Source organism: Bacillus sp. ABR, assembly GCF_056172715.1.
The window spans coordinates 201625-225649 of record NZ_JAOYSL010000001.1 but is presented as its reverse complement, the minus strand read 5'-3'; the positions used below and the strand labels follow the sequence as shown (position 1 = coordinate 225649).

The following is a 24025-nucleotide window of genomic DNA, read 5'->3' as shown; positions in this document are numbered from 1 at the left end:
TCACTCCTATTGATAAATGACTTCTGTTTCAACTGTCAGTCCCCTAGTTTTGATTAATGTCTGGTACCAATACGCAGATGCTTTCAGCTGTCGATTTCGTTCATTTTCCAGCTGGATTTCGACTAAGCCGTAGCGATTTTTAAAGGCATTCATCGGTGAGACATTGTCTGTAAATGCCCAAAGCATATAGCCCGTGCAATTTGATCCTTCTGCTTTCGCTTGAAGTGCCCGCTTCAAATGCTGGCTGATAAATGAAATGCGATACTGGTCATCAATGATACCGTCTTCTTTTTTAAACCGTTCTTCCTTTTCTACACCCATGCCATTTTCGGCCACAAACCACTCAATATTTCCGTATTCTTCTTTTATCCTCATCCCCATATCGTAGACAATCTTCGGGTAGATTTCCCAGCCTCTGAAAGGATTCATTTTTCTCCCTGGAAGCTCAAACATATCGTAATAATAGGATGGATGAAAAGGCGTCCCTTCGTTCCAAGCCTTACTCGGCGCCTTGACACGATGCGGATAGTACAAGTTAAGTCCGACGACATCTACCGTATGATTCTTGATGATTTGAAGCTCTTCCTCTGTGGAATCGAAAAGAATATCATGCTTTTTCAACACATCGATCAGTTCCTCTGGATACTCCCCTTTGATGGAAGGATCTAAGAACACTCGATTAAAAAACAAATCATACATACGTGCCGCTTCTTGGTCATGCGGAGCAGACGATCTTGCATACGTCACTTCTGGATTGAGAATCACCCCAATTTTGGCTCCTGTCGATTCCTTCAAACCCATCTCCTGAAACAGCTTCACCACTTTTGCTGTTGCCAGTGCTTTATGATAGTTCCACTGCATCCATTTCTTCGTATTTTGCTCATACGGATATCGGATAGCATCTAGATAAACGCGTGTCTGGACAACAATCGGTTCATTAAAACTAAACCAATGCTTGACCCGGTCTCCGTAGCGCTCAAACACTTTTTCTGCATAGAGAACAAACAGATCAACGACATGCTTTGATGACCATCCGCCGTACTTCTCAAGCAAAACGGCAGGAAGCTCATAATGCTCTAAGCAAAACATCGGTTCTACACCTGCTGCGATTAATTCATTGATCAGATCATCAATGTAACGAGCGTAGGCCTCATCCACTATCCCATTCTCGTAATCTATGAGAAATCTCGACCAATTGATCGATGTCCTGTAATGTGTCAGCCCAATCTCTTTCATTAAGGCTACATCCTCAGGATAGCGCTCGTAAAAATTCGTTGCACCAGCCGGCCCATAGCCTTCGTGCCATACGTGATACCCTTCCTTATACCATAAATCGATGTACGAGTCCTGATGCGCCCGCTTTCCCTTCCAGCCCTCCGTCTGCCATGCAGAAGCCGCAGCACCTAGGATAAAATCTCTTGGAATCTCAATGCTGTTCATGTTGCCGCCTCCCTTTTCTTTGTCTGAATGTTTATTCTGAATCTGGTGCTGCTTCTGGCTTGCGGTTAGACAAGAGAACAAACGGTAAATAGATGAAAACAGCAACCACAATGCAGATAAGCTGTGTGATGACGGCTCCCATGCTGCCAGCGGTTGACAGCCATGCATTCACAAGCGGCGGTGTTGTCCACGGCACCATCACGACCGCTTTTCCAGCGAATCCTGTAGCCGTCGCAATATAACCAATCGTACCTGTCACAAGCGGTGTGACGATAAATGGGATCGCCATCACAGGGTTTAGCATGACGGGTAATCCAAAAATAACGGGTTCATTGATGTTGAACAGTCCGGGTCCTGATGAGAGCTTGGCAATGCTTCGCATCTCTTCCCTTCTCCCAGCAATAAAAATCGCAATCAAAAGACCAATGGTCACACCTGAACCGCCGATGCTCATATACACATCCCAAAACGGCATCGTGATAATATTCGGGATCTCTTTTCCCTCTTGAAATGCAGTCATATTCACTGCAATTGATCCTAATAAGAGCGGCTCCCGGATCGGCTTAATCATCTGGTTACCATGGATGCCGATCACCCAGAAAAATTGTGCCACAAACATCAACGTTAAAATCCCTGGCAGCCCCTGCACAACACTTTCTAGCGGACGCTGCACAACGTTATACACTGCTTCATGCAAATAAATGCCTGTCACACGATGAAATGCAAACCCGAATGAACTAATGATCGTAATTGTAATGATAGAAGGAAAAAGTGATGAAAAAGACGTTGCCACATTCGACGGAACCGAATCTGGCATCTTGATTTGCAGCCATTTCACCTCAGTCAGCTTACAAAAGATTTCCACAGATACGATCGCAATGATCATCCCTAAAAATAAGCTTTTTGGATCGGAAAATTGTCTTGCCAACACGTCTACAACCTCACGCATCGATCCATCAACTTCAAGAAGAAGTGTCGTTGGAATAACGGATATAAATGAAATCAACGCCATCAATCCTGGGAACAGCGACTTGTGCCCGTTGATTTTCCCAAGCTCAATCCCAATGAGGAACACAGCCCCAATGGTTAAAAAGTTCAGCGTGGCATAATTGATTGCCTTCATAATAGGCTGAAGCTCTGCTAAAAACCTGAATATCTCAAAATGAGCAAGCCCTGTTTCCGGGCTCATGATCATATTCGCCACCAGTACAGCAAAAGCTCCTGTAATGATGATCGGCATCAGTGTGACAAATGCCTGTTTAATCGCCATAATATATTTCTGATTGGTGATGCGATAAGCCACATGCCCCATGACATCTGCCGCTTTCTCCTTGAAGCTCATGATCCGTCTCCCCCTTTGCACAAACTCGTGATCATCCTCCTTTTTGATGTTATTTTAAAAGCGCTTTCATTAACATCTAATCTTTTTCCTCACAGATGCGGAAATGGGTGTCGCGTTTTTTCATTTGGCTGCTCCAATACTTGAAGTGCTGCTGTCAGTTCTTCAAATGAAGAGGCTTTGATGAGCTGTTCCACCACTTCCTTCCGTTCTGTCAGCCGCACAAGAAATTGATAAAGCGACTGTAATTCTTTTTGATACGTCTTCTGGATGCTTAATAAGCAAACGACTTGTACTCGTTCTTCTCCCCACAACACCGGCTTTTTTAACGTACAGATTGCACAAAACGTATCGTCTGTTGCCGGCTTAATTGGATGAGGAATCGCAACCAAATGACCGAAAGAGGTGGGTGACACTTGCTCTCTTTCTAGCAATAATTGTTCAAACTCGTCTGGGATTCGATGCTGCTCCTTTAACACGTTCACGAAAAATTGAAGAACCTCTTCCCTTGATTGAAGGTCTTGCTGAAAAAATGTCATCGCCGGACTCACATACCGCAAAACCCCTGTATCCTGTGAATTTTGCACAAATCGTTTCAGCCGGACAATATCATCATCACTTAGAATCGTATGTACATCAATTACTGGCACAGGCAATGTATTCTGAAGCGGAATGGTACTAATAATAAAATCAATGCTTTTCAAATCATACGAAGGAAGTTCCCCCACACTTGCAGTTCCAGCGATCTCCAGTCTTCCGCTAAATGCCGCCGTGAGCTTATGAAGAAGAAGCTGACTGCTGGCGACACCCGTCGCACACACAATAAGACATGTCTTTCTCACATGCTGTGTTTTTGTCCGCTCGATTGCAGCTCCAATATGAAGTGCCAAATATCCGATTTCATCCTCAGGAATCTCAACACCCTCTTTTTCCTTCAGCCACCTGCCCATATAAACACCCGCCTCAAACGCAATGGGATAGTGCCTTTTAATGTCTGGTAAATAGGGATTTCGAATATTCATATCGTATCTAAAACGATGAATGGCGGAACGCAAATGAAGACTTAAACCAACGATCAGCTCCTTATCAAACTGAATATCAAGTGACATATGCTCCTCCACATAAGCAAGCAATTGGTGAGTGAAACAAAAATGATCTTCGTCCAGCAGATGAAATAGCGTATGGCCAGCCTCTCCATATGCCATCATCTTTGCCCCCATTAAGTGAATTGCGATGTACGCCATTTCAGATAACGGAAAATCAATCGCTAATACGCGGCGAATATCTTCTGTCATTTGTTGAGCTATTTGGAAAACTGGCTGCACTTGAATTTCTCTCAATTCCGCTTCTGGCATCTGAACCAGCTTTTTTTCTTCTATTCGTTTGCATGCGATGGCAATATGGGTCACTAAATTACTTAAACCGATTTCTGATAAATGAAGCCCGGTGGCTTTTGTACGTGAACGCACGATGTCCTGAATCAGTTGATACGTTTCTTCAGGTAACAGTGTAGAGTGCGCTTGATCCTGCTGAAATACATGCTCTGCCATACAATATCTTAATTTCATTTCATCGCCTGTCAGACGCAGTCCATATTTAGGGCGGTGCGATATAGAAAGTCCATGCAATGAAAACAAATGCCTGACAGCTTTTAAATCATTTTTCACTGTGGATTCACTCACAAATAATTCCTCTGCCAATCCCTCTAATTTGATATATTCTTCTGACAGAAGCAGCCTTTTCAATAGATAAGCCACGCGGTCCTCAGGCTGATTGGGAATGGACTGTTCCTTTTTCTCATTTCTTTCTCTCAGTGATTTTTTCAAAAATGTACGAAATGCCCCATAATCTTCAACGCTCAATGTATAGCCTGCCCCGCGTTTAATATGTAGTGCGGCACCATGTTCTTCTAAGATCACTTTAAGCGCTTTCATATCTGTGCGGATGGTTCGTGATGTGACTCCGATCACACGGGCAATTTCTTCACTTGTCAGTTCCTGCTCCGCTTGCATCAATCTTTTCAGAAGCTCCTCCTGACGTAGAGATAGCATGGGCTCTCCTCCCTTGGCATTTACTTTTGCCTATCATCATAAACGAAAATAGAACTCTTTGCCCAGTTTTTCTTTCAAACCGGGAACCTGGATATGGCTCATTCGTATGAATATGAAACTAGAGGAGGGATGCATTATGGGTACTTTTATGTTTGTTGTCATTATCATATTAGCTTTTTTAGGAGCCATCATTGCCAGCTTGTTCACACCAAAGGATAAACGTGCATCTGCTAAGCGTTCTGCACATCATAATTCAACGACAAGTACATATACTGATTCGTATACCCATCACGCTTCTGACGCCTCCTGCGGGAGTGATTCAGGTGATAGCGGCGGTGGTGGATGTGACTAAACAAAAAAACAGCCGCCCTTTTATGAGACGGCTGTTTCGTTTATGGTTTTAAAGAGCTTTCCAGCCCCGTTCAATCAAATGTTTAACGTCCTTTGCAAAATCCTCGCCCTTTTCCATCACGTCCTGAGCTCTTCCTGCAAAATTACTGGCAACGGCCAGCTCCATTTTTTTCAATTCAAAGTGTAAGATTTTTTGGTCAATCTCTGTTATATATTTTTCATATTCATCGTTGACGATGTTGTGCATCACCCTGTAAGCGTCTTTCCGGTGGCGATGAAAGTCGGTTCCTCTCTCGCCTTTCCATGACGAATCTAGAGCAGGCTTCTTGATTTCTTTGATATCTGACTGGGCAAGATCTTGTTCTGTTCGAATATTGCTTTTGGCTGTCTTTAACCGAGAGATCATTTCGTCAAATTCTGCACGTTTGTTCTCAATTCCCATATGCAGATGGTGCAGCATCTCGGATAAACTCATGTCATCCACCTCTATCTGACCTCATACGAAAGCACGGCGTGAGCACCTTTGGAAACCATCGACTCACTTGATTTTTCCAATCCTGACATTTCTATCGTTCTGCTTTCATTAAGTATAGTATAAGGTGAAAAGCCTCAGGCTTAAATAGGGAAAAGGTGTCCTTTTAGTGACGTGTTTGGAAGAAAAACGGAATAATACAAGGTCTTACACCCCGAATTTTATATGAGTCTTTATAACTACAATTACTTCATGTAAATGATATCCATAAATAAAAGCGATTGTGCTGATTATTTTGCAGCAATCGCTTCGTCTTGTTCTTTTAATGTTTTCACGTTAGAACGTGTATCCTGAACGTTTTTGATTAGGGCTTCTTTAAAGCTTGAAACCATTTCGCTTACCTCTGCTTCACGTGCCGTCCACTTGGTTACAAATTCAAGGCTGTTTTCACCCGCTTTATCTGCTGCCTTTTTCATCGCTAAAGCTTCGACTGCTTGGGAGACTTCATCTAGTTTATCCATGACTGTTTGGTAGTTTAACTTAATTTGTCCCATTGTGATATCCTCCAGATTTGTTCAGCATGAATCTTGTTTACAAGCTGCTCCATGCTTTTGAGATCAAGCGTTTTGCGTCCTCTACTGCGTCTTCTCCTTTTTCAGCAAGGCGTGCGGCGTCTCCAGCTAAGGAACTGGCAAAGGATAACGCAGCTTGTTCTGCTTCTAATGTACTGATTTTGAATTCGATACGGCTCACATAGCGTGGGTATTTATCGTTCACGATCGTTTGCAGCGCATCATGTGCTTCATTTCGGTCTGTTTTGAAATCCTGGCTTCGCTCACCTTTCCAAGAGGTCCCAAGCTTTGGCTGCTTGATTTGCTTTAAATCTGTTTCTGCCGCATCTTGTTCACGTTCAACTTTGCTTTTCGCCTTTTTGAGCCGAGCGATTTTCTCTTCAATTTCTGCTTTTTTATTTGAAATGCCACCGTTAAGGGCAGACAGCATATCCGATAAGCTCATATGGGTTCCTCCTCCTGTCAAAAAATAAAAACGCTGCTTAGAGTTCCTCTAAACGAGCGTAAGGTGAATAGCACTTTTTCCAATATTGTTATTATAAGGTTCAAAGACTCATGTTTGAATAGGGATTTGTGCCCTTTTTATGGGATAAATATGCTTTCACTCTACTTCACACTCCCCCTTTTGACCTCTTTTATAGGAGGTCTAAATTCCTGTTCGTTTGCTATATGTGACATATAGTCTCTCGGTCCTAGGACAAACAAAGCCGCCCCGTGCAGGAGCGGCTTTTGCAAACGGCTTATGAGGCCGATTCTTCTCTTTCTTGTTGATCTTTCACGTACCAAATGAATTTGCCCGTATATCCGTAAATGATCGCAAGACCAATGGCGACAAAGCTCAACCACATAAATGGTAAATAAGAGAATGTCGATACGCCAAGAATTCCTGCCATGTAAATACCGTTATCTGACCATGGAACCATACCAGAAGTAAGCGTACCACCGACCTCAGAGTTTCTGGATAAAACTCGTCTGTCTAACTTTAATTTATCGTAGCTCTTTTCCATAATTTTTGGTGTAAGGATTAACGATACATACATCGCACAGCCAAAGATATTGGCGAAGAACGCAACAACGAGTGTAGACAGCGTTACATTCCCTGCATTATGTAATTTTTTCTCAAATGTCGCAACGATGACTTTTAATACGCCTAAATATTCTAATACTCCACCGAAACCAAGTCCGAGAATAATGACCACTAAAGATCCAAGCATATTCACAATACCGCCACGGTTTAACAGCGTATTTAAGAATTCTACATCTGAATTAATAGAGAAACCATTATAAGCTGTACCAAGTGCATCGGCTGGATTCATTCCTTGGAATGCCATTGCCCAAACTGCGCCAAGAAGCGCACCAATCGCAATAACAGGCATTGAAGGTTTTTTCAAGACAAGTAATAGCACAACAATAAGCGCCGGAATGATCATCCAAATATTAATCGTGAATGTATCTTGCAGTGCTTGTTTCAAAAACTCTACTTTTCCTTGATCAATATTTTTTCCGCCATACATAAACCCGGTAATGGTAAACATAATGGCAGTTATGACAAAGGCAGGTATGGATAAGACCATCATCGCTCGAACATGTGCGAGCACGTCCACTTTTGAAAGTGAGGAAGCAAGGACAGTACTATCAGATAATGGAGATAATTTATCACCAAAATAGGCTCCAGATAAAACAGCACCAGCCACGATAGGTAATGGAATTCCCAAACCTTCACCAATCGCAATCATGGCAATACCTGCGGTTCCAACTGTACCCCATGATGTTCCTGTAGCAACAGACATAATGGAACAGATAATCAGTGTAGCTAGTAAGAATATATTAGGATGAATAAATTCCAGTCCATAGTAAATTAACGTTGGTACAACTCCACCAGCAATCCATGTTCCTACAAGTGCACCTACTGCAATTAAAATTAAAACAGCTTCTAAACCATTCGATATCCCTTTTGTGATTGCATTTTGAAGATCCTTATAAGAATGACCCAATCGAATACCCAACGCAATAACCATAAACCATGAGATAAACAATGCTAGCTGAATATCTAATTTGAAGTAAAGAGTAAATGATAAAACAATTGCTAAAAACAAGCCAAGTACAGCTACGACTTCTAAAATAGATGGTAGACGTGGTGTTTTCATTGTGTTTCCTCCCTTTGTGCGTGCGTTAAGCGTTTTCAAAATATTGTGAAAAAAGTGTGTCAATTCGAAAGAAAGTGAATTGCCTGTTTTTTCTCTTTTTCACAGGCAATTCCACATATTAATAAAATAAAATTTTTGATAATATTATCGCTCCAGGAGCTCTGCACCCGCAATGCCAGGCTTTGTCATCTCAAATGGATTTAAGATAATATCAAGTTCTTCTTCCGTTAAAACATCGTACTGTAAGCAAAGATCTCTGATCGATTGACCTGTTAAGATGGCTTCTCTTGCAATTCTAGCGGCTGCTTCATAGCCTAAGTGAGGGTTCACGGCAGTGATTACGCCTGCACTTTTTTCTACATATTCTTTCAAACGTATTTCATTTGCTTCAATGTCCACTAAGCAATGATCTGTGAATGAGCGGAATCCGTTATTCATTATACTAATAGACTGAAGCAAGTTAAAGACCAGAACAGGCTCCATCACATTTAACTCAAGCTGGCCTGCTTCAGAAGCAAGACAGATCGTGTGGTCATTCCCAATGACCTGGAATGCGATTTGGTTAATGAGCTCTGCCATGACTGGATTGACTTTCCCAGGCATAATGGATGATCCAGGCTGACGAGCTGGCAATGCAATTTCAGCAAGACCTGCACGCGGACCAGAAGCCATTAAGCGAAGGTCATTGGCAATCTTAGACATGTTCATCATACATACTTTTAAAGCGGCGGATACTTCTGTGTAAGCATCTGTATTTTGCGTTGCATCCACGAGATGCTCTGCGCCTACAAGAGGAAGACCAGAAATATCAGCGAGCTTTTTCACCACGATCTCAATATAACGAGGATCTGCGTTTAAGCCCGTCCCAACAGCTGTCGCACCCATATTGACTTCATATAAATGCTGCTTCGATTGGTTGATCCGCTTAATATCACGGCTCAGCACACGGCTGTAAGCTTCAAACTCCTGTCCCAAACGGATTGGAACAGCATCCTGCAAGTGCGTACGACCCATTTTGATCACATGATCGAATTCTTTTGCTTTCTTTTTGAAGACGTCCTGCATGGCTTGCATCGTTTCAAGCAGAATGTCTAACTGCTTGAGCACAGCAATATGAATCGCCGTTGGGAATGAGTCATTCGTTGATTGCGACATATTCACATGTGTGTTTGGGCTTAAATGGATGTATTCACCCTTTTGATGTCCCATGATTTCTAGCGCTCTGTTTCCAATCACTTCATTGGCATTCATATTCATGGACGTTCCTGCGCCGCCTTGAATTGGATCGACAATAAAGTACTCGTGAAGCTTGCCTTCAATGACTTCGTCAGACGCTTGAACGATGGCATTTCCAATTCCTTCATATAAACGTCCGACTTCCATATTGGCTTGAGCTGCTGCTTTTTTCACGATGGCAAAGGCTCTGATTAGTTCCTCGTGCATCCGATATCCTGTAATCGGGAAATTCTCTTTCGCACGAAGGGTTTGAACCCCATAATACACGTCTGCTGGAATTTCTTTTTCACCAAGAAAATCCTTCTCATAGCGATAAGTTGCTTGAACCATCTCTTATGACCTGCTTTCTATAGAATAGTTAAATCACTAAATCTTCTGCGATTGGCGTTTCCATAATCTTTTTGACTTCTCTTGGATCTGTTGTTTTGCCTAGTGCCCACATCAGTTTCGGCACGATAGCTTCTGTATTCATATTTCTTGAACGTGCCACCAATTCTTGATTGATCTTGCGTCCTACCTCATACACACTCATGTCTTCGCCTTCTTCAAGACACTGAGTGGTGATGACAACAGAAATGCCTTCTTCCAGCAATTCGTTGATCTTTTCTAAAAGGTTTCTTCCTTCGAAAGGAATTCCGCCGCTGCCGTAGCTTTCAATGACAACGCCTTTGTACATGCTTTTGACTGCATCTAAAAACTCAGGCTTAAGGCCTGGGTGCAATTTTAACAGACACACATCTGTGTTCAAGGATGCATCTAATTTAAGCGGTTTCATTGGTGTTCTTTTTACTTTGCTATTGTATTCAATTTGATGGTTTTCAATTGATGCAATATATGGGTAGTTAATGCTTTCAAATGCATCATAGCTTTTCGTTCTTAGTTTGATCGCACGTGTTCCTTGGATGACTCTGCCATCAAACACGACATATACGCCGCCAACACCGTCACATGCAAAACGAATCGCATCTGTGATGTTTTTCTTCGCATCTGTTTTCTTAAAAGTAATCGGAATTTGTGAACCTGTAATCACGATCGGCTTATCAGGATTTTGCAGCATATAAGACAGCGCTGCTGATGTATAGGCCATTGTATCGGTTCCGTGAGTCACAACAAACCCATCATACTGATCATAATTCTCATAAATGGCTGTTGCGATATCAACCCAGTATTCAGGCTGCATATTTGTACTATCTATACTCATTAGGGACTTTGTGTCCATTGTATATTCTGCATTAATTTCGTTTAAATAGCTCAAAAGATCCTCAGCTTTAACACCTGGAGCTAATCCATTTTCACTCTCTACAGATGCTATCGTCCCACCAGTCGTTAAAAGCAATAATTTCTTCAACAGGTCCACCTCTTTCGTAAAATTACTTCGTTTGTCACACATATTATAAGCTAGCTTGTGCTATTCTATAATATACGCTTTACGCGTACCTTCATTGCCATTATAGTCACATAACGCGAATTAATCAAGAAATTGTTACGCATAACGCGTACATTCTATGCCAAAATATGATATACTGTTGTTGTAAATAAAGGAGCGTTCATGTATGATACTCGATCGTTTAACCACTCTTAGAAAAAAGAAAAAATGGTCTCTCCAGCATACGGCAGATCGCCTAGGTATCGCCAAAAGCACCTATGCCGGTTACGAATCTGGGTACCGACGACCTTCGCTTGAAGCAGTGAAGCTGCTGGCTGATTTGTATGATACGTCCATTGATTTTTTACTTGGTAGAACGGACGAGCCAGAGATACAACGCAAAATCTCTGATATCAAAATTGAACTGACGGAAGCAAAAGAAGGAACCATTCATGTAGACGGCGTTCCCCTAAATGATGAAGAAATCAAACAGCTTGTTGCCTTTATTCGGGCGAAAAACACTCTAAAAGTATAAACACAGAAAAGAGAGGCACCTATCAAACAGGTGCCTCTCTTTCCTTTTCCAATCTCAATATGGAGAAGACAGCTGGCTTAATTCCTCTAGCCGCCGCTTCGCTTCTTCTTTATTAAAAGAACTATAATAGCGATAATTCTCCTCATCTAGGATGCGGTAGTGCTGACTAAGTACATTTTGCTGAAGGCGAAACGTGCCTTTTTTGACAGCCGTCCTCCACCAAACCTTTCCGCCAATCGTACGCTCAACTGATAGATGTAATTCATCATGTGCCACAACTTCCAAAATCTCAAGCGGGTCATCCCCTAGTGTCCCTTTCAGAATGTCACTATCTCTGAATAATGCACATACGGCCGCGGATTGCGTCCAATTGAGACGCAGCCTGTTTTTTTCAACCTGCTGTAAATGCCGTTTCGATAGACCAAGTACCTCTGCCATGCGATCCTGCGTATAATCCTTTTCTTTTCGAATCCGTGCCATTTGTTCTGTGACGAGGTCGATTACCATCTCTTTATCCATATCTCATCACCTCTTTCGAGTGTTCAGTCTTTACTGACATCATACACGATTTTTTCGAAAAAGTGGCGCCTCATCCTATACAATTCTGACAAAACAGCTTAGTCGGTCTTCTCTTCTCCCTGGCCATGCTGCTGTCTCCAATTTTCTTGGGCTGCCTGATGTAAATATGGATAGATCTCCTGTTTGACGGTCTGCTCAAATACTTCTTCATCTAAAATGCTGTACGCCGGAATTCTGATCAATTTCCCATCTACTTTCCGAATGAGCACATCCATAAAAAGAAATCCTCTTATACTGTAACGATGCCTGCGCATGTCGATTGATTGAATATCTTGAAAAGGAATCGTTCGCTCCCTGTACAGCACAGCGCCATTCTCTCCACGCTGAATCCGAAAAATCACATTTCCCCTCTTCGTAAAAGCAGGCAAAATCATCAAAAAGGAGATCCAGCCATAGACAATACCTAATAGTCCGCCTAAAAATAAAAACAATGTATAGTTCGATTCAAATGTAAGAGCTTCTGAAAATAACCAAATACCGATGATACCGAAGCCGCCCGTTGCTAAGAATGCCCATACTCTTAAAAAAGGTCTGCTCCTTACTTCTATTACTTCACTTGGATTCAAGCGTCATTCTCCTTTTCTCCATTAGAATATAGAACGGAACCCGTCTCGATGAGCCGTCTCAATGCGAAATTGATTTTCTTTTACTCCTGATACAAGCCACGATTGGTTCTCACCTGGAATGACAAATATCATCGACTCCACATCAGGCGTATTATTTTTGTCATAGACGACCTTCATGAGGGAATCCATCTTTCCTTTTCTCGTCTGTACATCAGAAACAAATGCCTTCACGAGCTCTTGATTCTCTGCTTGATTCAGAAAGGATGGCCACTCATTTTTTGCTTCGCTTGCTTGCTCTAACAGCATTTCAAATTCCTCCGCCTGGAGACTGATGACAGGTTCAGGGTGATCATTCATCTGTATGTTGAAAAAGGCTGTCACTTGCTCTTCTGCCTGCTGATCGCCGCTCAGTTTACGAATCTGATGCACTTGTTGATCATAAAGCGTATGATGCGCATATACACCCGCCTGAGTTGTGTGAAAGGAGGTGCTGATTTCTTCATCTAAATCTCCAAATCTAGACGCCTTGACGGTGTAAGAGGCATCATTCATCGCCTGGATGAAATGACGGTATTCCGCTTTATAACGGTATTGTCTGTTTCGAAATTCCAGTACACCTTTTGCGAGCAAAGAACGGCACGCAATTTCAAATAAAAACCCAAGGCGCTCATCCTCAACATCAGGATAATACGCTTCCTTTAAGGACATGCCTTGTTCAAAATAGCCTTCACTGTAAAAACTAAAGATGAGTTCCTCAATACTTAGACTTAGCTGATCCAACTTGATCTCTCCTTATCCAAAAGAAAATGCACCCTTAAAGAAATCGCCTGCACCCTTTATGAGCGAATCTGCGGTTTCTTTTGTTTTCTCTATCCCTTTATGTATCACCTGATTTGCCTGATCAATGGTATCATTGACAGCTTTCACACCTTGACCCGCCAGTTCGAATGCTTTTTTCCCTTTATCCACGACCGCATGAATCGGGTCCTTTAATTTCACTGCCATCTGTTCAGCAAAACCGGATGTCAGCTTGGCGACTTTTTCTCCAATAAATCCACCTACCGCTGAACCAATGGCTCCGCCAACAACGGTACCAATCGGGCCTGCAAAGCTTCCTAGAGCGCCGCCGACAACGGCACCTGCGACAGAACCGCCAGCGATAAAGACCGTATTGTTCACTGCATTTCCAACAGCCTTTGCATTTTCACGCTTAAGAACTTCTGGCTGATCACCGAATTCTGCATAGTTCTCGGCAATTTTCAATCCACAGCCCACTGTTTCTGTTGCACCAGTGACAACTGTTGCAATGATGGCATTCCCTTTCGCAAACCTTGCACCATTTTTCAGAACAGACTTGATCGCAGCTGTGTCCTTCCAATTAATACTTCCTTTTGTAAAATCACGGACACTGTTTGTGAACGCAACTGTATCGTCAGGATAAAATTTTGTGAATTTCTTATGGACCAAGTCAGCCATCGGCCAGTTCGATCGTTTTAATAATTCTTTTTTACTCAGCCAAATCCTTGCTAACCTGTCAAATCTCGTTCCTTCTACCCGGCTGGTCAGATCAAGCAGCAGCTTCGAATGCTGCGCTGCATATCGGCCATTTTCTTTAATGAAGGTCGTCATCCCAAGCCCGTAATATTTCGCCTGCATCATCACGATACCTGCTAAGCTCGTGAGTGTACCATATTGATCATAGATGCTGTACAATTTCCGCAATATATCATCTGCTTCGACCATTTTATCTGTTGCATGACGAATGGCAATATCATCGCTGCTCAATTTGCTGATTAACGCTTGTCCTGCTCCCCATGCATCCCCGACACCAGAAAAACAGCTTCTATACCGAGGATCGCAGCCTAAAATCAGCCCGTCCAGTTCACTATGTAAATCGCGGTGCTTCGTTTCAATGGCTGACAGCTCGCCTACAAAATCATTCGCCAGCCCTGTCAGCTGATCTGGATCAACCACAATGTCACGTGCCATCACATCATCTCCCTTCTCTGTTTCTTTCTCTCCGTTCTTCTCGTCTCTTTCGCTCAAGCTCTTCCATTCTGGCAATTTCAGCTTTACGCTCCTCAATTTTGACCGCTGCATCACGCAGTTCCTGACTTGTTTCAAGCAAATCCTTTTCAAATTGATCATAGCGTGCCGTTGTTTCTTCAAAGCTTTGATCAAATTTATCTCTTGCTTCTCCCTGCCAGCCTGATCCTACTGCCTTCAGCCGATTTTCCAGCAGCTGCTTTGACTGCCGAATCTCATCAGCCGCTTCCTGAAACTTTTGAGCGAGTGCCAGCGTTTGACTAGAATCCAACTTTCGCACCCCTTTCTCCCAATTTAACGTACAAATGGATGATTTTATATGTCCTCATTATAAATAAAAAGACACCCAAAAAAATCACCCTAAAGAACCATTCAGCACATCACCTAATGAAAGTAGGCCTTTTTCCTCTCTAATTGCCAGAGAAAGCCTTTCTTGTTATGAAGCGCATTCAAGACGTGATAAAATGGACGTATTCTACAAAAGGAGTGACGTATAGATGAAAGAGGAAATGATTCAGCGTTTCACAAGTTATGTGAAGGTAGATACGCAGTCAGATGCAGAAAAGGAAAGCTGCCCATCTACTGAAGGACAATTGAACCTGGCGAGACAGCTTGTTGAAGAAATGAAGTCCATTGGGATTCAAGAAGTGACAATGGATGAAAACGGCTATGTCATGGGAACAATCCCGTCTAACACAGACAAAGACGTGCCGACCATTGGCTTTTTGGCTCATATCGACACAGCCACTGATTTCACCGGCAAAAATGTAAAACCGCAGCTTCATGAGAACTATCAAGGCGGCGACATTACCTTAAATGAAGATCTACATATCGTTTTATCTCCACAACAGTTTCCAAATTTACAAAAGTACCAAGGACATACGCTGATCACAACAGATGGCACTACCCTGCTTGGTGCTGATAACAAAGCTGGTATCGCAGAAATTATGACAGCTATGCATTACCTAATCGAACACCCAGACATTAAGCATGGAAAAATCCGCGTCGCTTTTACGCCAGATGAAGAGATTGGCAGAGGGCCGCACAAGTTTGATGTTGATGCCTTTGGCGCTTCCTATGCTTACACAATTGACGGCGGACCGCTTGGCGAGCTGCAATATGAAAGCTTTAACGCAGCAGGTGCGAAAGTATCCATTAAAGGAAACAACGTCCACCCAGGAACAGCTAAGGACAAAATGGTCAGCGCTGCGAAAATCGGGATGCTCTTTCATAACAAACTTCCTTCTGACGAATCTCCGGAGTATACAGAAGGCTACGAAGGCTTTTTCCACCTGACGAAATTTGTAGGAGAAGTAGAAGAGGCGGAGCTGCAATATATTATCCGTGATTTTGATAAAGAGAAATTCAACAATCGCAAGGCATTGTTTGAAAAAATAGCAAATGACTTAAAAGCCACCTACGGAGAAAACAGCATCACCCTCAGCATTCAGGATCAATATTATAATATGAGAGAAAAAATTGAGCCGGTGAAACATATTGTGGACATAGCTCATGAAGCCATGGAAAATCGCTCAGTCACACCGGTCATTGAACCAATCCGCGGCGGCACAGATGGCTCCCAGCTTTCATATAAAGGTCTACCAACGCCAAACATCTTTACTGGCGGAGAAAACTTCCACGGTAAATATGAATTTATTTCCGTTGAAAACATGGTGAAAGCAACCGAAGTTATCGTTGAAATTGCCCGTCTATTTGAAGAAAAAGCATAGACATGTTTACAACCGTTCCTGTTCGGGAACGGTTTTTTAATAAAAGTTTACAATTTTCTGAAACTTTTATGACACTTATTCGTACTAATAGAGACAACCCCAGAAAAAATTCTTCTTGACGAGTGAAATAACTGGAAATATAATAGTTAAAAACAACCAGTATTTTAGACCTAAAATAGCAGATCGAATGAACCTTAAGGACTAAACCGATTCTGCTGCTTATTTTCAGTTATAAACATCACTCACCCTGTCTACACTTAAAGAATAGGATGAATTGGAGGAATGTCATATGATGATTTTATTGATTATCGCTTCACTTTGCTGCTACTTACTATTCTCTTTCAAAAAAGATAACCGCACCCAAAAAAGAAAAAGCGCAGAGCTTTCGGAGTTTGAAATCTTTCGTATGCGCCGCCACTACAACGGAAAACGCCGTCACCCACTAAACGAAGCACCTAAACAAGTATAAATCCAAATAAAAGAGCCTCATGAGGGGCTCTTTTTTGTTTGCATAAACAGCAAAAAACGACCAGATTCAGTGGTCGTTTTTCTTTTTATTTATATACCTTCGCAGGAACTTGAATCATAGGAATTCCAACATAATAAGGTGAAATTTCATATGGCTGGAAGACAACAGCAATTCCCTTTTTCGTGAAGTAATACTGTGTGTTGTAGTTGATTTCAATGTCACTTTTTTTCAGGTTCGCATAGAATTTACTTTTATGTTTCTTTGTGTAGTTATAAATATAATCTCTTACTTTCGTACGCTTTTTCTTTGTTTTCACAACGTCAGTCAAGAACAGCTGCTTTGTTTTTTTCTTTGTTAACACATAGTTCATGCTGGAAACCATTGTGTCCCCGTGCATGCTGCCATCATTCATGTAGTCATAGTTTAAGATACTTAGTTTCTTCCCATTGTTAAATTTCGTTTTAAACGATCTCTCGTACGTGATCTTCCCAAAGCCTTCCTTTTTCGCTTCATCCTTTAAGAACAAGTAAGTAGAATAAGAGAAAGCAATATCTTCTTTTAAATCACGATTGATGGTTTTCATATGCGCCTTGCTTAGGTTTTTCACCTGTGCATATTTGAACGTTTTTTTCTTTTTATAATAGTGTGTACTTACTTTTGCTTTTTTGGCTTGTTTGGCATCCGCAGATCCAACTGGCGCAAACAAGGAAACAATCAGTGAGAAAATAAGCAGGCTGATCGTTAGGCCTTTTTTCATTGTCATAGTAAAAACCCCCATTTTTGTCTATTACCAGATGAGTATACCATGACAAAAGAACCAAAAGAAGTGTTTTTTCCATATTATTCTTCATTTTTCCACATCTGGTTTGTTTACCGTTTTCATAAGTTCCTGTATGCTTAATATAGAATGCTAGATGAAGTGTGGTGTTTATCATAGAAGAGAATATTTTTAGTCACATTCGGACGACGTTTCATAGTTTGTCCCCAACCCAGAAAAAGATTGCCAATTACATCTTACAAAACCCTCAGAAAGTTGTGCTTCATTCTATCAGTGCACTCGCTGCTGAATGCAGCACAAGTGAAACGACGATCTTTCGTTTTCTAAGAAAAATTGGCTATGAATCGTATCAAGTGTTTCGTGTCCATGTCGCACAAGATATCGCGACCAATACACCTCAATCCATATACGGCGAGATCGAAGCATCAGATAGTGTAGCTGACATTAAGCATAAGGTCATAGAGTTAACAACAAACTCTATTCAAGATATGAAGCATATTTTAGAGGATCATGCCGTCACACAATTCATTGAACACATGAAACAGGCACATAAAACCGTCTTTTTTGGAGCAGGTGCGTCCAGCTTTATTGCTGGTGATGCTTATCATAAGTTCCTGCAGCTTGGTTTTGAAGTGAGCCTCTGCAGTGATCCGCATATGATGAATATGATTGCAACACACGCCACGGAACACGATTTTATCGTCGCAATCTCCCATTCAGGAGAAAGCAGAGAAATTCTTGACGCCGTACAGTTTGCAAAAGAAAAAGGGGCAAAAATTGCCTCTATCACCAGCTATCCGAAATCTGAGCTCGCAAAACGGTCTGATTTTCATCTGCTTAGCTCTTCCAGAGAGACAACCTATCGATCGGACTCCATGATCTCCCGTATCAACCAGCTTGTGATCATTGATGTACTATACGTCGCCGCTGTTTTAGAGCTAGGATCAAATGCCATTGAAAACGTGAAACTATCTCGATTAGCCGTAGCTAAAAATAAAACATGAACACAAAAGACCGGAACTGATTCCGGTCTTTTTTTGTGACTTTTTTCATATTTTCCGTTGACACGTTCTATCACGTCATGTACATTAAATGAACAATAGTTTATTTCCTACTATTAAATTTAAAAGATAGTATATATACTAACATAAAGAAAAGAAAGCGCTTTTTGTAAGGGTTTTCTATATAGGAGGCGGACAACGTGACAAAGAAGATTGGATTTATTGGACTAGGTATTATGGGAAAACCGATGGCACTCAATCTATTAAAAGCCGGTCATACTTTAACGGTTTTTGACCTAAATGAGGAAGCGATTCGATCGTTACAGAAAGCCGGAGCAAAAGGTGCTGTTTCAGCAGCTGAGGCAGCTTCTGAAAGCGATATCATCATCACAATGCTTCCTAAAGGAGAGCATGTAGAGGCAGTCGTTTCAGGTGATCAAGGCATTTTAACGACAGCCGCACCTGGCACTGTCATCGTAGATATGAGCTCAATCTCTCCTGTAACCTCTAGGGCTTTAGCTGCTCTTGCCAAACAGCATCAGGTGGAATTTATCGATGCACCTGTCAGCGGCGGAGAACCGAAGGCAATAGACGGAACACTTGCCATCATGGCTGGCGGCGAAGAATCGATCTTTGAGCAAGTGAAGGATGTCCTGCTTGCGATGGGCACTGAGGTCGTATTAGTTGGGGCAAATGGCAGCGGCACAACAGCGAAGCTAGCCAATCAAATCATCGTCAATTTAAATATTGCCGCCATGTCTGAAGCACTCGTTCTAGCCGCTAAATCAGGCATTGCCATTGATAAGATGTATGAAGCCATCCGCGGCGGACTGGCAGGGAGTGCCGTTCTCGATGCAAAAGTTCCTCTCATCTTAGAACGAAATTTTGAACCTGGTGGACGCATCGACATCAACTTGAAGGATTTAACCAATGTCATGGAAACTGCTCATGATATCGGTGTTCCTCTTCCCCTTTCTAGCCAGCTGCTTGAAATCTTCCACGCCCTCAAAGCAGACGGAAAATCTGGGCTTGATCATGGCGGCATCGTTCAATATTACGAAAAAATGGCTCATGTCGAAGTAAAGAAAGGATGAGATGATCATGAAGCAAACCACTGACATACTGAATGCCATTCCGAAAGCAGATTCAAAGGCCATTCAATCAGCATACGAACAAGCACTGAGCAGCTTTCAGCATAAAGTCATTGTATTAGACGATGATCCAACAGGGATTCAAACCGTACATGGCGTCTCTGTTTTCACCGATTGGTCAGAAGAAAGCATTGAGGCTGGTTTTCTTGAAGACAGCAGCATGTTCTTTATACTGACCAATTCTCGCAGTATGACAGAGAAAGAAACTGCCGCTGCGCACGAAACCATTGCTGCAACCATTGTAAAGGTGGCTGAACGACTTAATCAGGAATTCATCATTGTCAGCCGGGGAGATTCTACTCTTCGCGGACACTTTCCGCTTGAAACTGAAGTACTCAAAACGACCATTGAACAGCAAAGCTCCCCCCAGTTCGATGGAGAAATCCTTCTTCCTTTTTTCCAAGAAGGCGGACGCTTTACGATCGACAATATTCATTACGTACAGGAAGGACACGAATTAATTCCTGCTGGTGATACAGAATTTGCAAGAGACCGTACATTCGGCTTTCAATCCTCTCATCTAGGAGAATGGATTGAAGAAAAGTCAGAGGGATTGTTCACAAAAGAGAACACGACCTACATTTCGTTAGCTGATCTGCGGGCTTTACGCATCGATCAAATCAAACAACAGCTCATGGGTGTGAAGGATTTCAAAAAGGTGGTTGTAAACGCAGTGGACTATGACGATGTCAAAGTCTTTGTCATCGCTCTTATTGAAGCCATTCAAGCAGGACAGCAGCTGATGATCAGAAGTGCGGCGGCGCTCACAAAAGTACTTGGCGGCATAGGGGATCAGGCCTTATTAACAAGAGGTGACTTGATACAAGAAGAAAGCCCTCATGGTGGTCTCATTATGATCGGTTCTCATGTGAAAAAAACAACAGAACAATTAAAAGCGCTTGAGCAAAATAAAGAGATGGCTTTTATTGAATTTAATACCCACCTCGTGTTAGAGCCTGATGCCTTTCGCAAAGAAATTGACCGCGTCATCCAGCAAACTGAAACACTGTTGGTAGCAGGTCAATCTGTGGCTGTTTATACAAGAAGAGAACGGCTTGATCTTGGGGATGATCGCCAAGAGGAAGAATTAAAGCTCTCTGTACAGATTAGTGATGCTGTGACAAGTATTGTCCAGCGCCTCACCATTCGTCCTAAGTATCTCATTGCCAAAGGCGGAATTACTTCCAGCGATATTGGGACAAGAGGTCTTAGCGTGAGACGTGCGACCGTGGCAGGTCAAATCAAACCAGGGATCCCTGTTTGGCAAACAGGAGAAGAAAGTAAATTCCCTTTCATGTCTTATGTGATTTTCCCGGGAAATGTTGGGTCAAAGGATACGTTAAAAGAAGCTGTAGACATACTTGAAGGATAAGGCATAGGGGGTGTTTGCGCCCCCTTATGCACCACAAAGGAGGAAAGATCATGTCGTTAGTGTTTATTGGACTTGGCGTTTTGTTATTGCTTTTACTCATGGTTGTCTTTAAGTTAAACGCTTTCATTTCTTTGATTATTGTCTCTTTAATTGTTGCTGTGTTAGAAGGGATGACACCACTAGAAGCGATTGCTTCCGTCGAAAAAGGACTTGGCAGTACGCTCGGACACCTGGCACTCGTTCTCGGTTTTGGAGCGATGCTTGGGAAATTGATGGCTGATTCTGGCGGTGCTCAGCGTATCGCGATGACACTCATTGACCGATTTGGCATCGGAAAAATCCAATGGGCGACGATGCTGACTGGATTTGTGATTGGAATTGCTCTATTTTATGAAACCGGATTCATTATTTTAATTCCATTAGTCTTTACGATCGCTCAGGCTGCAAGACTTCCTGTGCTGTATGTGGGCATGCCGCTTGTCGCTGCTCTCATCACCACACATGGCTTCCTCCCTCCTCACCCAGGGCCGACTGCCATTGCGAATGTCTTTCAAGCAAACATGGGACAAACCTTATTGGTTGGGATTATTTTAGCGATTCCTGCTGTTTTAGTAGGTGGACTTCTGTTTACAAAACTATTTAAAAAAGACCAGTTGCACGCACATATCCCAAAGAACTTATTTAATCCAAAGGAATTCACAGAAGAAGAAATGCCTAGCTTCGGCATTAGCATTTTCACCGCTGTTTTGCCTGTATTGCTTATGACTTTCAGAGCATTTCTAGAAATTTTCTTCCCTTCCTCCCCATTGCTGCCTACCGCTGAGTTTTTAGGCGAACCGGCGATTGCACTATTAATCTCAGTGCTGCTTGCCATCTACACGTTTGGGCTTGGAAGAGGAAAGAGCATGCAGGACGTGATGAAGTCCATCACGGATTCTATCGGCTCCATTGCTATGATTTTATTAATTATTGCGGGCGGAGGCGCCTTTAAACAGGTGCTCATTGATAGCGGCGTCGATCAATATATTGCAGGGATTATGCAAGGAAGCACACTTTCTCCCCTGCTTCTGACTTGGCTCATTGCTGCTGTCCTTCGTGTCTCTTTAGGATCAGCGACTGTCGCCGGTCTCACGGCGGCTGGCATTTCTGCACCACTGATTGGCCTGACGGGTGTCAGCCCTGAATTAATGGTGATCGCAACAGGTGCCGGCAGTATCACGTTCTCTCATGTGAATGATGCGGGTTTCTGGATTTATAAAGAATACTTTAACCTATCAATGGCTCAAACCTTTAAAACGTGGACATTGATGGTCACCGTGCTTTCACTTGTCGGACTTGCTGGTGTTCTTGTTGCTGATTTGTTCATGTAGGAAATTAAATTGTAAAAACCATTGACTTTTCCTCGAAAAGGTTGAATAATTGTGTTTATTAAGAAAATTGAATCAAAAGGTAACCTTATTAAGAGTGGTGGAGGGACTGGCCCTGTGAAACCCGGCAACCGCTGTTCCTAGGAACAGAATGGTGCTAATTCCTTAAGCAAGCAGATGCTTGTTTGAAGATAAGGCAGAGTTCTCACAGTATATGATGCTCTTCCTTATCCAAGGAAGAGCTTTTTTATTTGTTTTTTTAACCTGAAGAAAGAAGGGATTCAGCATGACACAAGTACAAACCATTGGAAAGAAAACAACGAAACCGCCATTCCGCGCAGATCAAGTAGGAAGTTTACTTCGTTCAGAGCGCATCAAGGAAGCACGCAAGCAAAAAGCAGATGGTACGCTGACAGCAGAGCAGCTCCGACAAATTGAAAACGAAGAAATTACACGTATTGTAGAGAAGCAAAAAGAAATTGGGTTAGAGGTTGTCACAGATGGTGAGTTCAGACGTGCATGGTGGCATTTTGACTTTCTGGAAGGACTCGATGGGGTTGAAGGATTTGAAGCAGATCAAGGCATTCAATTTCATAACACAACGACAAAAGCTAGAGGTATCAAGGTAACAGGCAAGATCGATTTTACAGATCATCCAATGCTGGAGGATTATCGTTTCCTGCACAGCATCGCTGGTGATCATACGGCTAAAATGACGATTCCAAGTCCGAATATGCTATTTTTCCGTGGAAAGCTTGAAGAAGGAGTGTATGACAGCTTAGAGGAATTCCACCATGATGTGGCACAGGCGTATAAGAAAGCCATCCGTGCTTTTTATGATGCAGGCTGCCGCTACTTGCAGCTGGATGATACGGCATGGGCCGTGTTCTTTTCTGAAAAAGGTCACGAGCAAATCAAAGCCTTTGGCCGTGAAGAAGATGAACTTCGCGAGTCGTTTGCGAAGACAATCAATGAAGCCGTTGCTGATCGCCCAGAGGATTTGGTGATTACTATGCACATTTGCCGCGGTAACTTTAAATCAACTTGGGCAGCTGAAGGTGGTTACGAAGCAGCGGCAGAAACAATTTTCGCCGGCTTAGATCTTGATGGTCTCTTTTTAGAATTCGACGACGATCGTTCTGGCGGATTTGAGCCCCTTCGATATGTGAAGAACCCAAACCTTCAAATCGTACTAGGCCTTGTCACTTCAAAATACGGTGAGCTTGAGCCAGTTGAACAGATTAAAAAACGCATTGAGGAAGCGGCTCAATATGTGGACATTAACCAAATTTGTTTGAGTCCACAATGCGGATTCGCCTCAACAGAGGAAGGCAACCTGTTAACAGAAGAGCAGCAATGGGAAAAGCTGCGTCATGTGATTGAGATTGCTGATCAAGTGTGGACTTCGTAGTCCCTCAAAGGACAAAAAAGACAAACCGCAGTATGAGCGGTTTGTC

24 protein-coding genes and 1 riboswitch are annotated in these 24025 nt (G+C 42.5%); of the genes, 9 read left to right on the top strand and 15 right to left on the bottom strand.

The features are described 5' to 3' along the window. Positions 1 to 6: 6 nt before the first annotated feature. The 3 genes from OIT90_RS01040 to OIT90_RS01030 all read right to left on the bottom strand — a co-directional run bounded on the left by OIT90_RS01040 (position 7) and on the right by OIT90_RS01030 (position 4830). A complete protein-coding gene (locus tag OIT90_RS01040; protein ID WP_059377281.1) occupies positions 7 to 1440 on the bottom strand; it encodes a glycoside hydrolase family 1 protein in 1434 nt (477 codons plus the stop codon). A gap of 31 nt (positions 1441 to 1471) precedes the next feature. Next, complete coding sequence (locus OIT90_RS01035; protein WP_039182533.1) at positions 1472 to 2782, bottom strand: PTS sugar transporter subunit IIC; 1311 nt, start codon at positions 2780 to 2782, stop codon at positions 1472 to 1474. 89 nt (positions 2783 to 2871) lie between these two features. Continuing rightward, a complete protein-coding gene (locus tag OIT90_RS01030) occupies positions 2872 to 4830 on the bottom strand; it encodes a BglG family transcription antiterminator (protein ID WP_474892169.1) in 1959 nt (652 codons plus the stop codon). Between the two features lie 136 nt (positions 4831 to 4966). Between OIT90_RS01030 and OIT90_RS01025 the strand changes: the two genes are divergently transcribed. Continuing rightward, entirely contained in the window at positions 4967 to 5182 is a 216-nt protein-coding gene (locus OIT90_RS01025) for a hypothetical protein (protein ID WP_231746887.1), read from the top strand. 48 nt (positions 5183 to 5230) lie between these two features. Here OIT90_RS01025 and OIT90_RS01020 read toward each other — a convergent pair whose 3' ends face one another. From OIT90_RS01020 to OIT90_RS00995, 6 genes are all read right to left on the bottom strand, one after another. Continuing rightward, positions 5231 to 5656 (bottom strand): YwqH-like family protein, encoded by a 426-nt coding sequence (locus OIT90_RS01020; RefSeq protein WP_058838439.1) that lies wholly within the window; start codon positions 5654 to 5656, stop codon positions 5231 to 5233. A 287-nt stretch (positions 5657 to 5943) separates the two neighbouring features. After that, complete coding sequence (locus tag OIT90_RS01015; RefSeq protein ID WP_024423905.1) at positions 5944 to 6207, bottom strand: YwqI/YxiC family protein; 264 nt, start codon at positions 6205 to 6207, stop codon at positions 5944 to 5946. Between the two features lie 37 nt (positions 6208 to 6244). Next, positions 6245 to 6670, bottom strand: coding sequence for a YwqH-like family protein (locus OIT90_RS01010; protein ID WP_041118256.1), 426 nt, complete (start codon positions 6668 to 6670; stop codon positions 6245 to 6247). A gap of 295 nt (positions 6671 to 6965) precedes the next feature. After that, complete coding sequence (nhaC, locus tag OIT90_RS01005; protein WP_058838438.1) at positions 6966 to 8372, bottom strand: Na+/H+ antiporter NhaC; 1407 nt, start codon at positions 8370 to 8372, stop codon at positions 6966 to 6968. Between the two features lie 144 nt (positions 8373 to 8516). Then, positions 8517 to 9938 carry an aspartate ammonia-lyase gene (gene aspA / locus OIT90_RS01000; RefSeq protein ID WP_099663822.1) on the bottom strand — a complete coding sequence of 474 codons (1422 nt, stop codon included), beginning with the start codon at positions 9936 to 9938 and terminating at the stop codon, positions 8517 to 8519. Between the two features lie 28 nt (positions 9939 to 9966). Further along, positions 9967 to 10956 (bottom strand): asparaginase, encoded by a 990-nt coding sequence (locus OIT90_RS00995; protein ID WP_024427527.1) that lies wholly within the window; start codon positions 10954 to 10956, stop codon positions 9967 to 9969. Between the two features lie 205 nt (positions 10957 to 11161). Here OIT90_RS00995 and OIT90_RS00990 point away from each other — a divergent pair, with 205 nt between their 5' ends. Next, complete coding sequence (locus OIT90_RS00990; RefSeq protein WP_039182556.1) at positions 11162 to 11509, top strand: helix-turn-helix domain-containing protein; 348 nt, start codon at positions 11162 to 11164, stop codon at positions 11507 to 11509. A 54-nt stretch (positions 11510 to 11563) separates the two neighbouring features. Here OIT90_RS00990 and OIT90_RS00985 read toward each other — a convergent pair whose 3' ends face one another. The 5 genes from OIT90_RS00985 to OIT90_RS00965 all read right to left on the bottom strand — a co-directional run bounded on the left by OIT90_RS00985 (position 11564) and on the right by OIT90_RS00965 (position 14971). After that, the gene (locus OIT90_RS00985) at positions 11564 to 12028 is read right to left on the bottom strand and encodes a helix-turn-helix domain-containing protein (RefSeq protein WP_039182560.1); all 465 of its coding nucleotides are present in this window, start codon (positions 12026 to 12028) and stop codon (positions 11564 to 11566) included. A gap of 98 nt (positions 12029 to 12126) precedes the next feature. After that, entirely contained in the window at positions 12127 to 12654 is a 528-nt protein-coding gene (locus tag OIT90_RS00980; protein ID WP_151284923.1) for a YfjD family protein, read from the bottom strand. A gap of 21 nt (positions 12655 to 12675) precedes the next feature. Then, entirely contained in the window at positions 12676 to 13434 is a 759-nt protein-coding gene (locus OIT90_RS00975) for a hypothetical protein (RefSeq protein WP_058838436.1), read from the bottom strand. 12 nt (positions 13435 to 13446) lie between these two features. Continuing rightward, a complete protein-coding gene (locus OIT90_RS00970; protein WP_024427531.1) occupies positions 13447 to 14643 on the bottom strand; it encodes a DUF6861 domain-containing protein in 1197 nt (398 codons plus the stop codon). A 4-nt stretch (positions 14644 to 14647) separates the two neighbouring features. Further along, positions 14648 to 14971: a WXG100 family type VII secretion target gene (locus OIT90_RS00965; RefSeq protein ID WP_024427532.1), complete on the bottom strand. Its 324-nt coding sequence runs from the start codon at positions 14969 to 14971 to the stop codon at positions 14648 to 14650. 226 nt (positions 14972 to 15197) lie between these two features. Between OIT90_RS00965 and pepT the strand changes: the two genes are divergently transcribed. Beyond that, positions 15198 to 16430, top strand: coding sequence for a peptidase T (pepT, locus tag OIT90_RS00960; RefSeq protein WP_047202931.1), 1233 nt, complete (start codon positions 15198 to 15200; stop codon positions 16428 to 16430). 289 nt (positions 16431 to 16719) lie between these two features. Beyond that, on the top strand, positions 16720 to 16899 hold the full coding sequence (locus OIT90_RS00955; RefSeq protein WP_039182574.1) for a hypothetical protein: 180 nt from the start codon (positions 16720 to 16722) through the stop codon (positions 16897 to 16899). Positions 16900 to 16984: 85 nt separating this feature from the next. Here the strand turns inward: OIT90_RS00955 and OIT90_RS00950 are convergent, their stop codons facing one another. Then, complete coding sequence (locus tag OIT90_RS00950; RefSeq protein ID WP_039182576.1) at positions 16985 to 17662, bottom strand: DUF3298 and DUF4163 domain-containing protein; 678 nt, start codon at positions 17660 to 17662, stop codon at positions 16985 to 16987. A gap of 161 nt (positions 17663 to 17823) precedes the next feature. Here OIT90_RS00950 and OIT90_RS00945 point away from each other — a divergent pair, with 161 nt between their 5' ends. The 5 genes from OIT90_RS00945 to OIT90_RS00925 all read left to right on the top strand — a co-directional run bounded on the left by OIT90_RS00945 (position 17824) and on the right by OIT90_RS00925 (position 23979). Beyond that, positions 17824 to 18681 carry a MurR/RpiR family transcriptional regulator gene (locus tag OIT90_RS00945; protein ID WP_474892168.1) on the top strand — a complete coding sequence of 286 codons (858 nt, stop codon included), beginning with the start codon at positions 17824 to 17826 and terminating at the stop codon, positions 18679 to 18681. 197 nt (positions 18682 to 18878) lie between these two features. Beyond that, positions 18879 to 19772 carry a 2-hydroxy-3-oxopropionate reductase gene (gene garR / locus OIT90_RS00940; RefSeq protein WP_044334415.1) on the top strand — a complete coding sequence of 298 codons (894 nt, stop codon included), beginning with the start codon at positions 18879 to 18881 and terminating at the stop codon, positions 19770 to 19772. 7 nt (positions 19773 to 19779) lie between these two features. Further along, positions 19780 to 21201 carry a four-carbon acid sugar kinase family protein gene (locus OIT90_RS00935; RefSeq protein WP_474892167.1) on the top strand — a complete coding sequence of 474 codons (1422 nt, stop codon included), beginning with the start codon at positions 19780 to 19782 and terminating at the stop codon, positions 21199 to 21201. A 50-nt stretch (positions 21202 to 21251) separates the two neighbouring features. After that, positions 21252 to 22571, top strand: a complete 1320-nt coding sequence (locus OIT90_RS00930; RefSeq protein WP_024423918.1) for a gluconate:H+ symporter — start codon at positions 21252 to 21254, stop codon at positions 22569 to 22571. 82 nt (positions 22572 to 22653) lie between these two features. Continuing rightward, a riboswitch (SAM riboswitch) is annotated at positions 22654 to 22766 on the top strand. Between the two features lie 88 nt (positions 22767 to 22854). Beyond that, a complete protein-coding gene (locus tag OIT90_RS00925) occupies positions 22855 to 23979 on the top strand; it encodes a 5-methyltetrahydropteroyltriglutamate--homocysteine S-methyltransferase (protein WP_034281370.1) in 1125 nt (374 codons plus the stop codon). The last annotated feature ends 46 nt before the right edge of the window (positions 23980 to 24025 follow it).

Excerpts from the sequence above, each read along its gene's own strand:
- OIT90_RS01040 (WP_059377281.1), bottom strand. The coding sequence starts at position 1,440 with ATGAACAGCATTGAGATTCCAAGAGATTTTATCCTAGGTGCTGCGGCT.
- OIT90_RS01035 (WP_039182533.1), bottom strand. The coding sequence starts at position 2,782 with ATGAGCTTCAAGGAGAAAGCGGCAGATGTCATGGGGCATGTGGCTTAT.
- OIT90_RS01030 (WP_474892169.1), bottom strand. The coding sequence starts at position 4,830 with ATGCTATCTCTACGTCAGGAGGAGCTTCTGAAAAGATTGATGCAAGCG.
- OIT90_RS01025 (WP_231746887.1), top strand. The coding sequence starts at position 4,967 with ATGGGTACTTTTATGTTTGTTGTCATTATCATATTAGCTTTTTTAGGA.
- OIT90_RS01020 (WP_058838439.1), bottom strand. The coding sequence starts at position 5,656 with ATGAGTTTATCCGAGATGCTGCACCATCTGCATATGGGAATTGAGAAC.
- OIT90_RS01015 (WP_024423905.1), bottom strand. The coding sequence starts at position 6,207 with ATGGGACAAATTAAGTTAAACTACCAAACAGTCATGGATAAACTAGAT.
- OIT90_RS01010 (WP_041118256.1), bottom strand. The coding sequence starts at position 6,670 with ATGAGCTTATCGGATATGCTGTCTGCCCTTAACGGTGGCATTTCAAAT.
- nhaC (WP_058838438.1), bottom strand. The coding sequence starts at position 8,372 with ATGAAAACACCACGTCTACCATCTATTTTAGAAGTCGTAGCTGTACTT.
- aspA (WP_099663822.1), bottom strand. The coding sequence starts at position 9,938 with ATGGTTCAAGCAACTTATCGCTATGAGAAGGATTTTCTTGGTGAAAAA.
- OIT90_RS00990 (WP_039182556.1), top strand. The coding sequence starts at position 11,162 with ATGATACTCGATCGTTTAACCACTCTTAGAAAAAAGAAAAAATGGTCT.
- OIT90_RS00985 (WP_039182560.1), bottom strand. The coding sequence starts at position 12,028 with ATGGATAAAGAGATGGTAATCGACCTCGTCACAGAACAAATGGCACGG.
- OIT90_RS00970 (WP_024427531.1), bottom strand. The coding sequence starts at position 14,643 with ATGGCACGTGACATTGTGGTTGATCCAGATCAGCTGACAGGGCTGGCG.
- pepT (WP_047202931.1), top strand. The coding sequence starts at position 15,198 with ATGAAAGAGGAAATGATTCAGCGTTTCACAAGTTATGTGAAGGTAGAT.
- OIT90_RS00955 (WP_039182574.1), top strand. The coding sequence starts at position 16,720 with ATGATGATTTTATTGATTATCGCTTCACTTTGCTGCTACTTACTATTC.
- OIT90_RS00950 (WP_039182576.1), bottom strand. The coding sequence starts at position 17,662 with ATGACAATGAAAAAAGGCCTAACGATCAGCCTGCTTATTTTCTCACTG.
- OIT90_RS00935 (WP_474892167.1), top strand. The coding sequence starts at position 19,780 with ATGAAGCAAACCACTGACATACTGAATGCCATTCCGAAAGCAGATTCA.
- OIT90_RS00930 (WP_024423918.1), top strand. The coding sequence starts at position 21,252 with ATGTCGTTAGTGTTTATTGGACTTGGCGTTTTGTTATTGCTTTTACTC.
- OIT90_RS00925 (WP_034281370.1), top strand. The coding sequence starts at position 22,855 with ATGACACAAGTACAAACCATTGGAAAGAAAACAACGAAACCGCCATTC.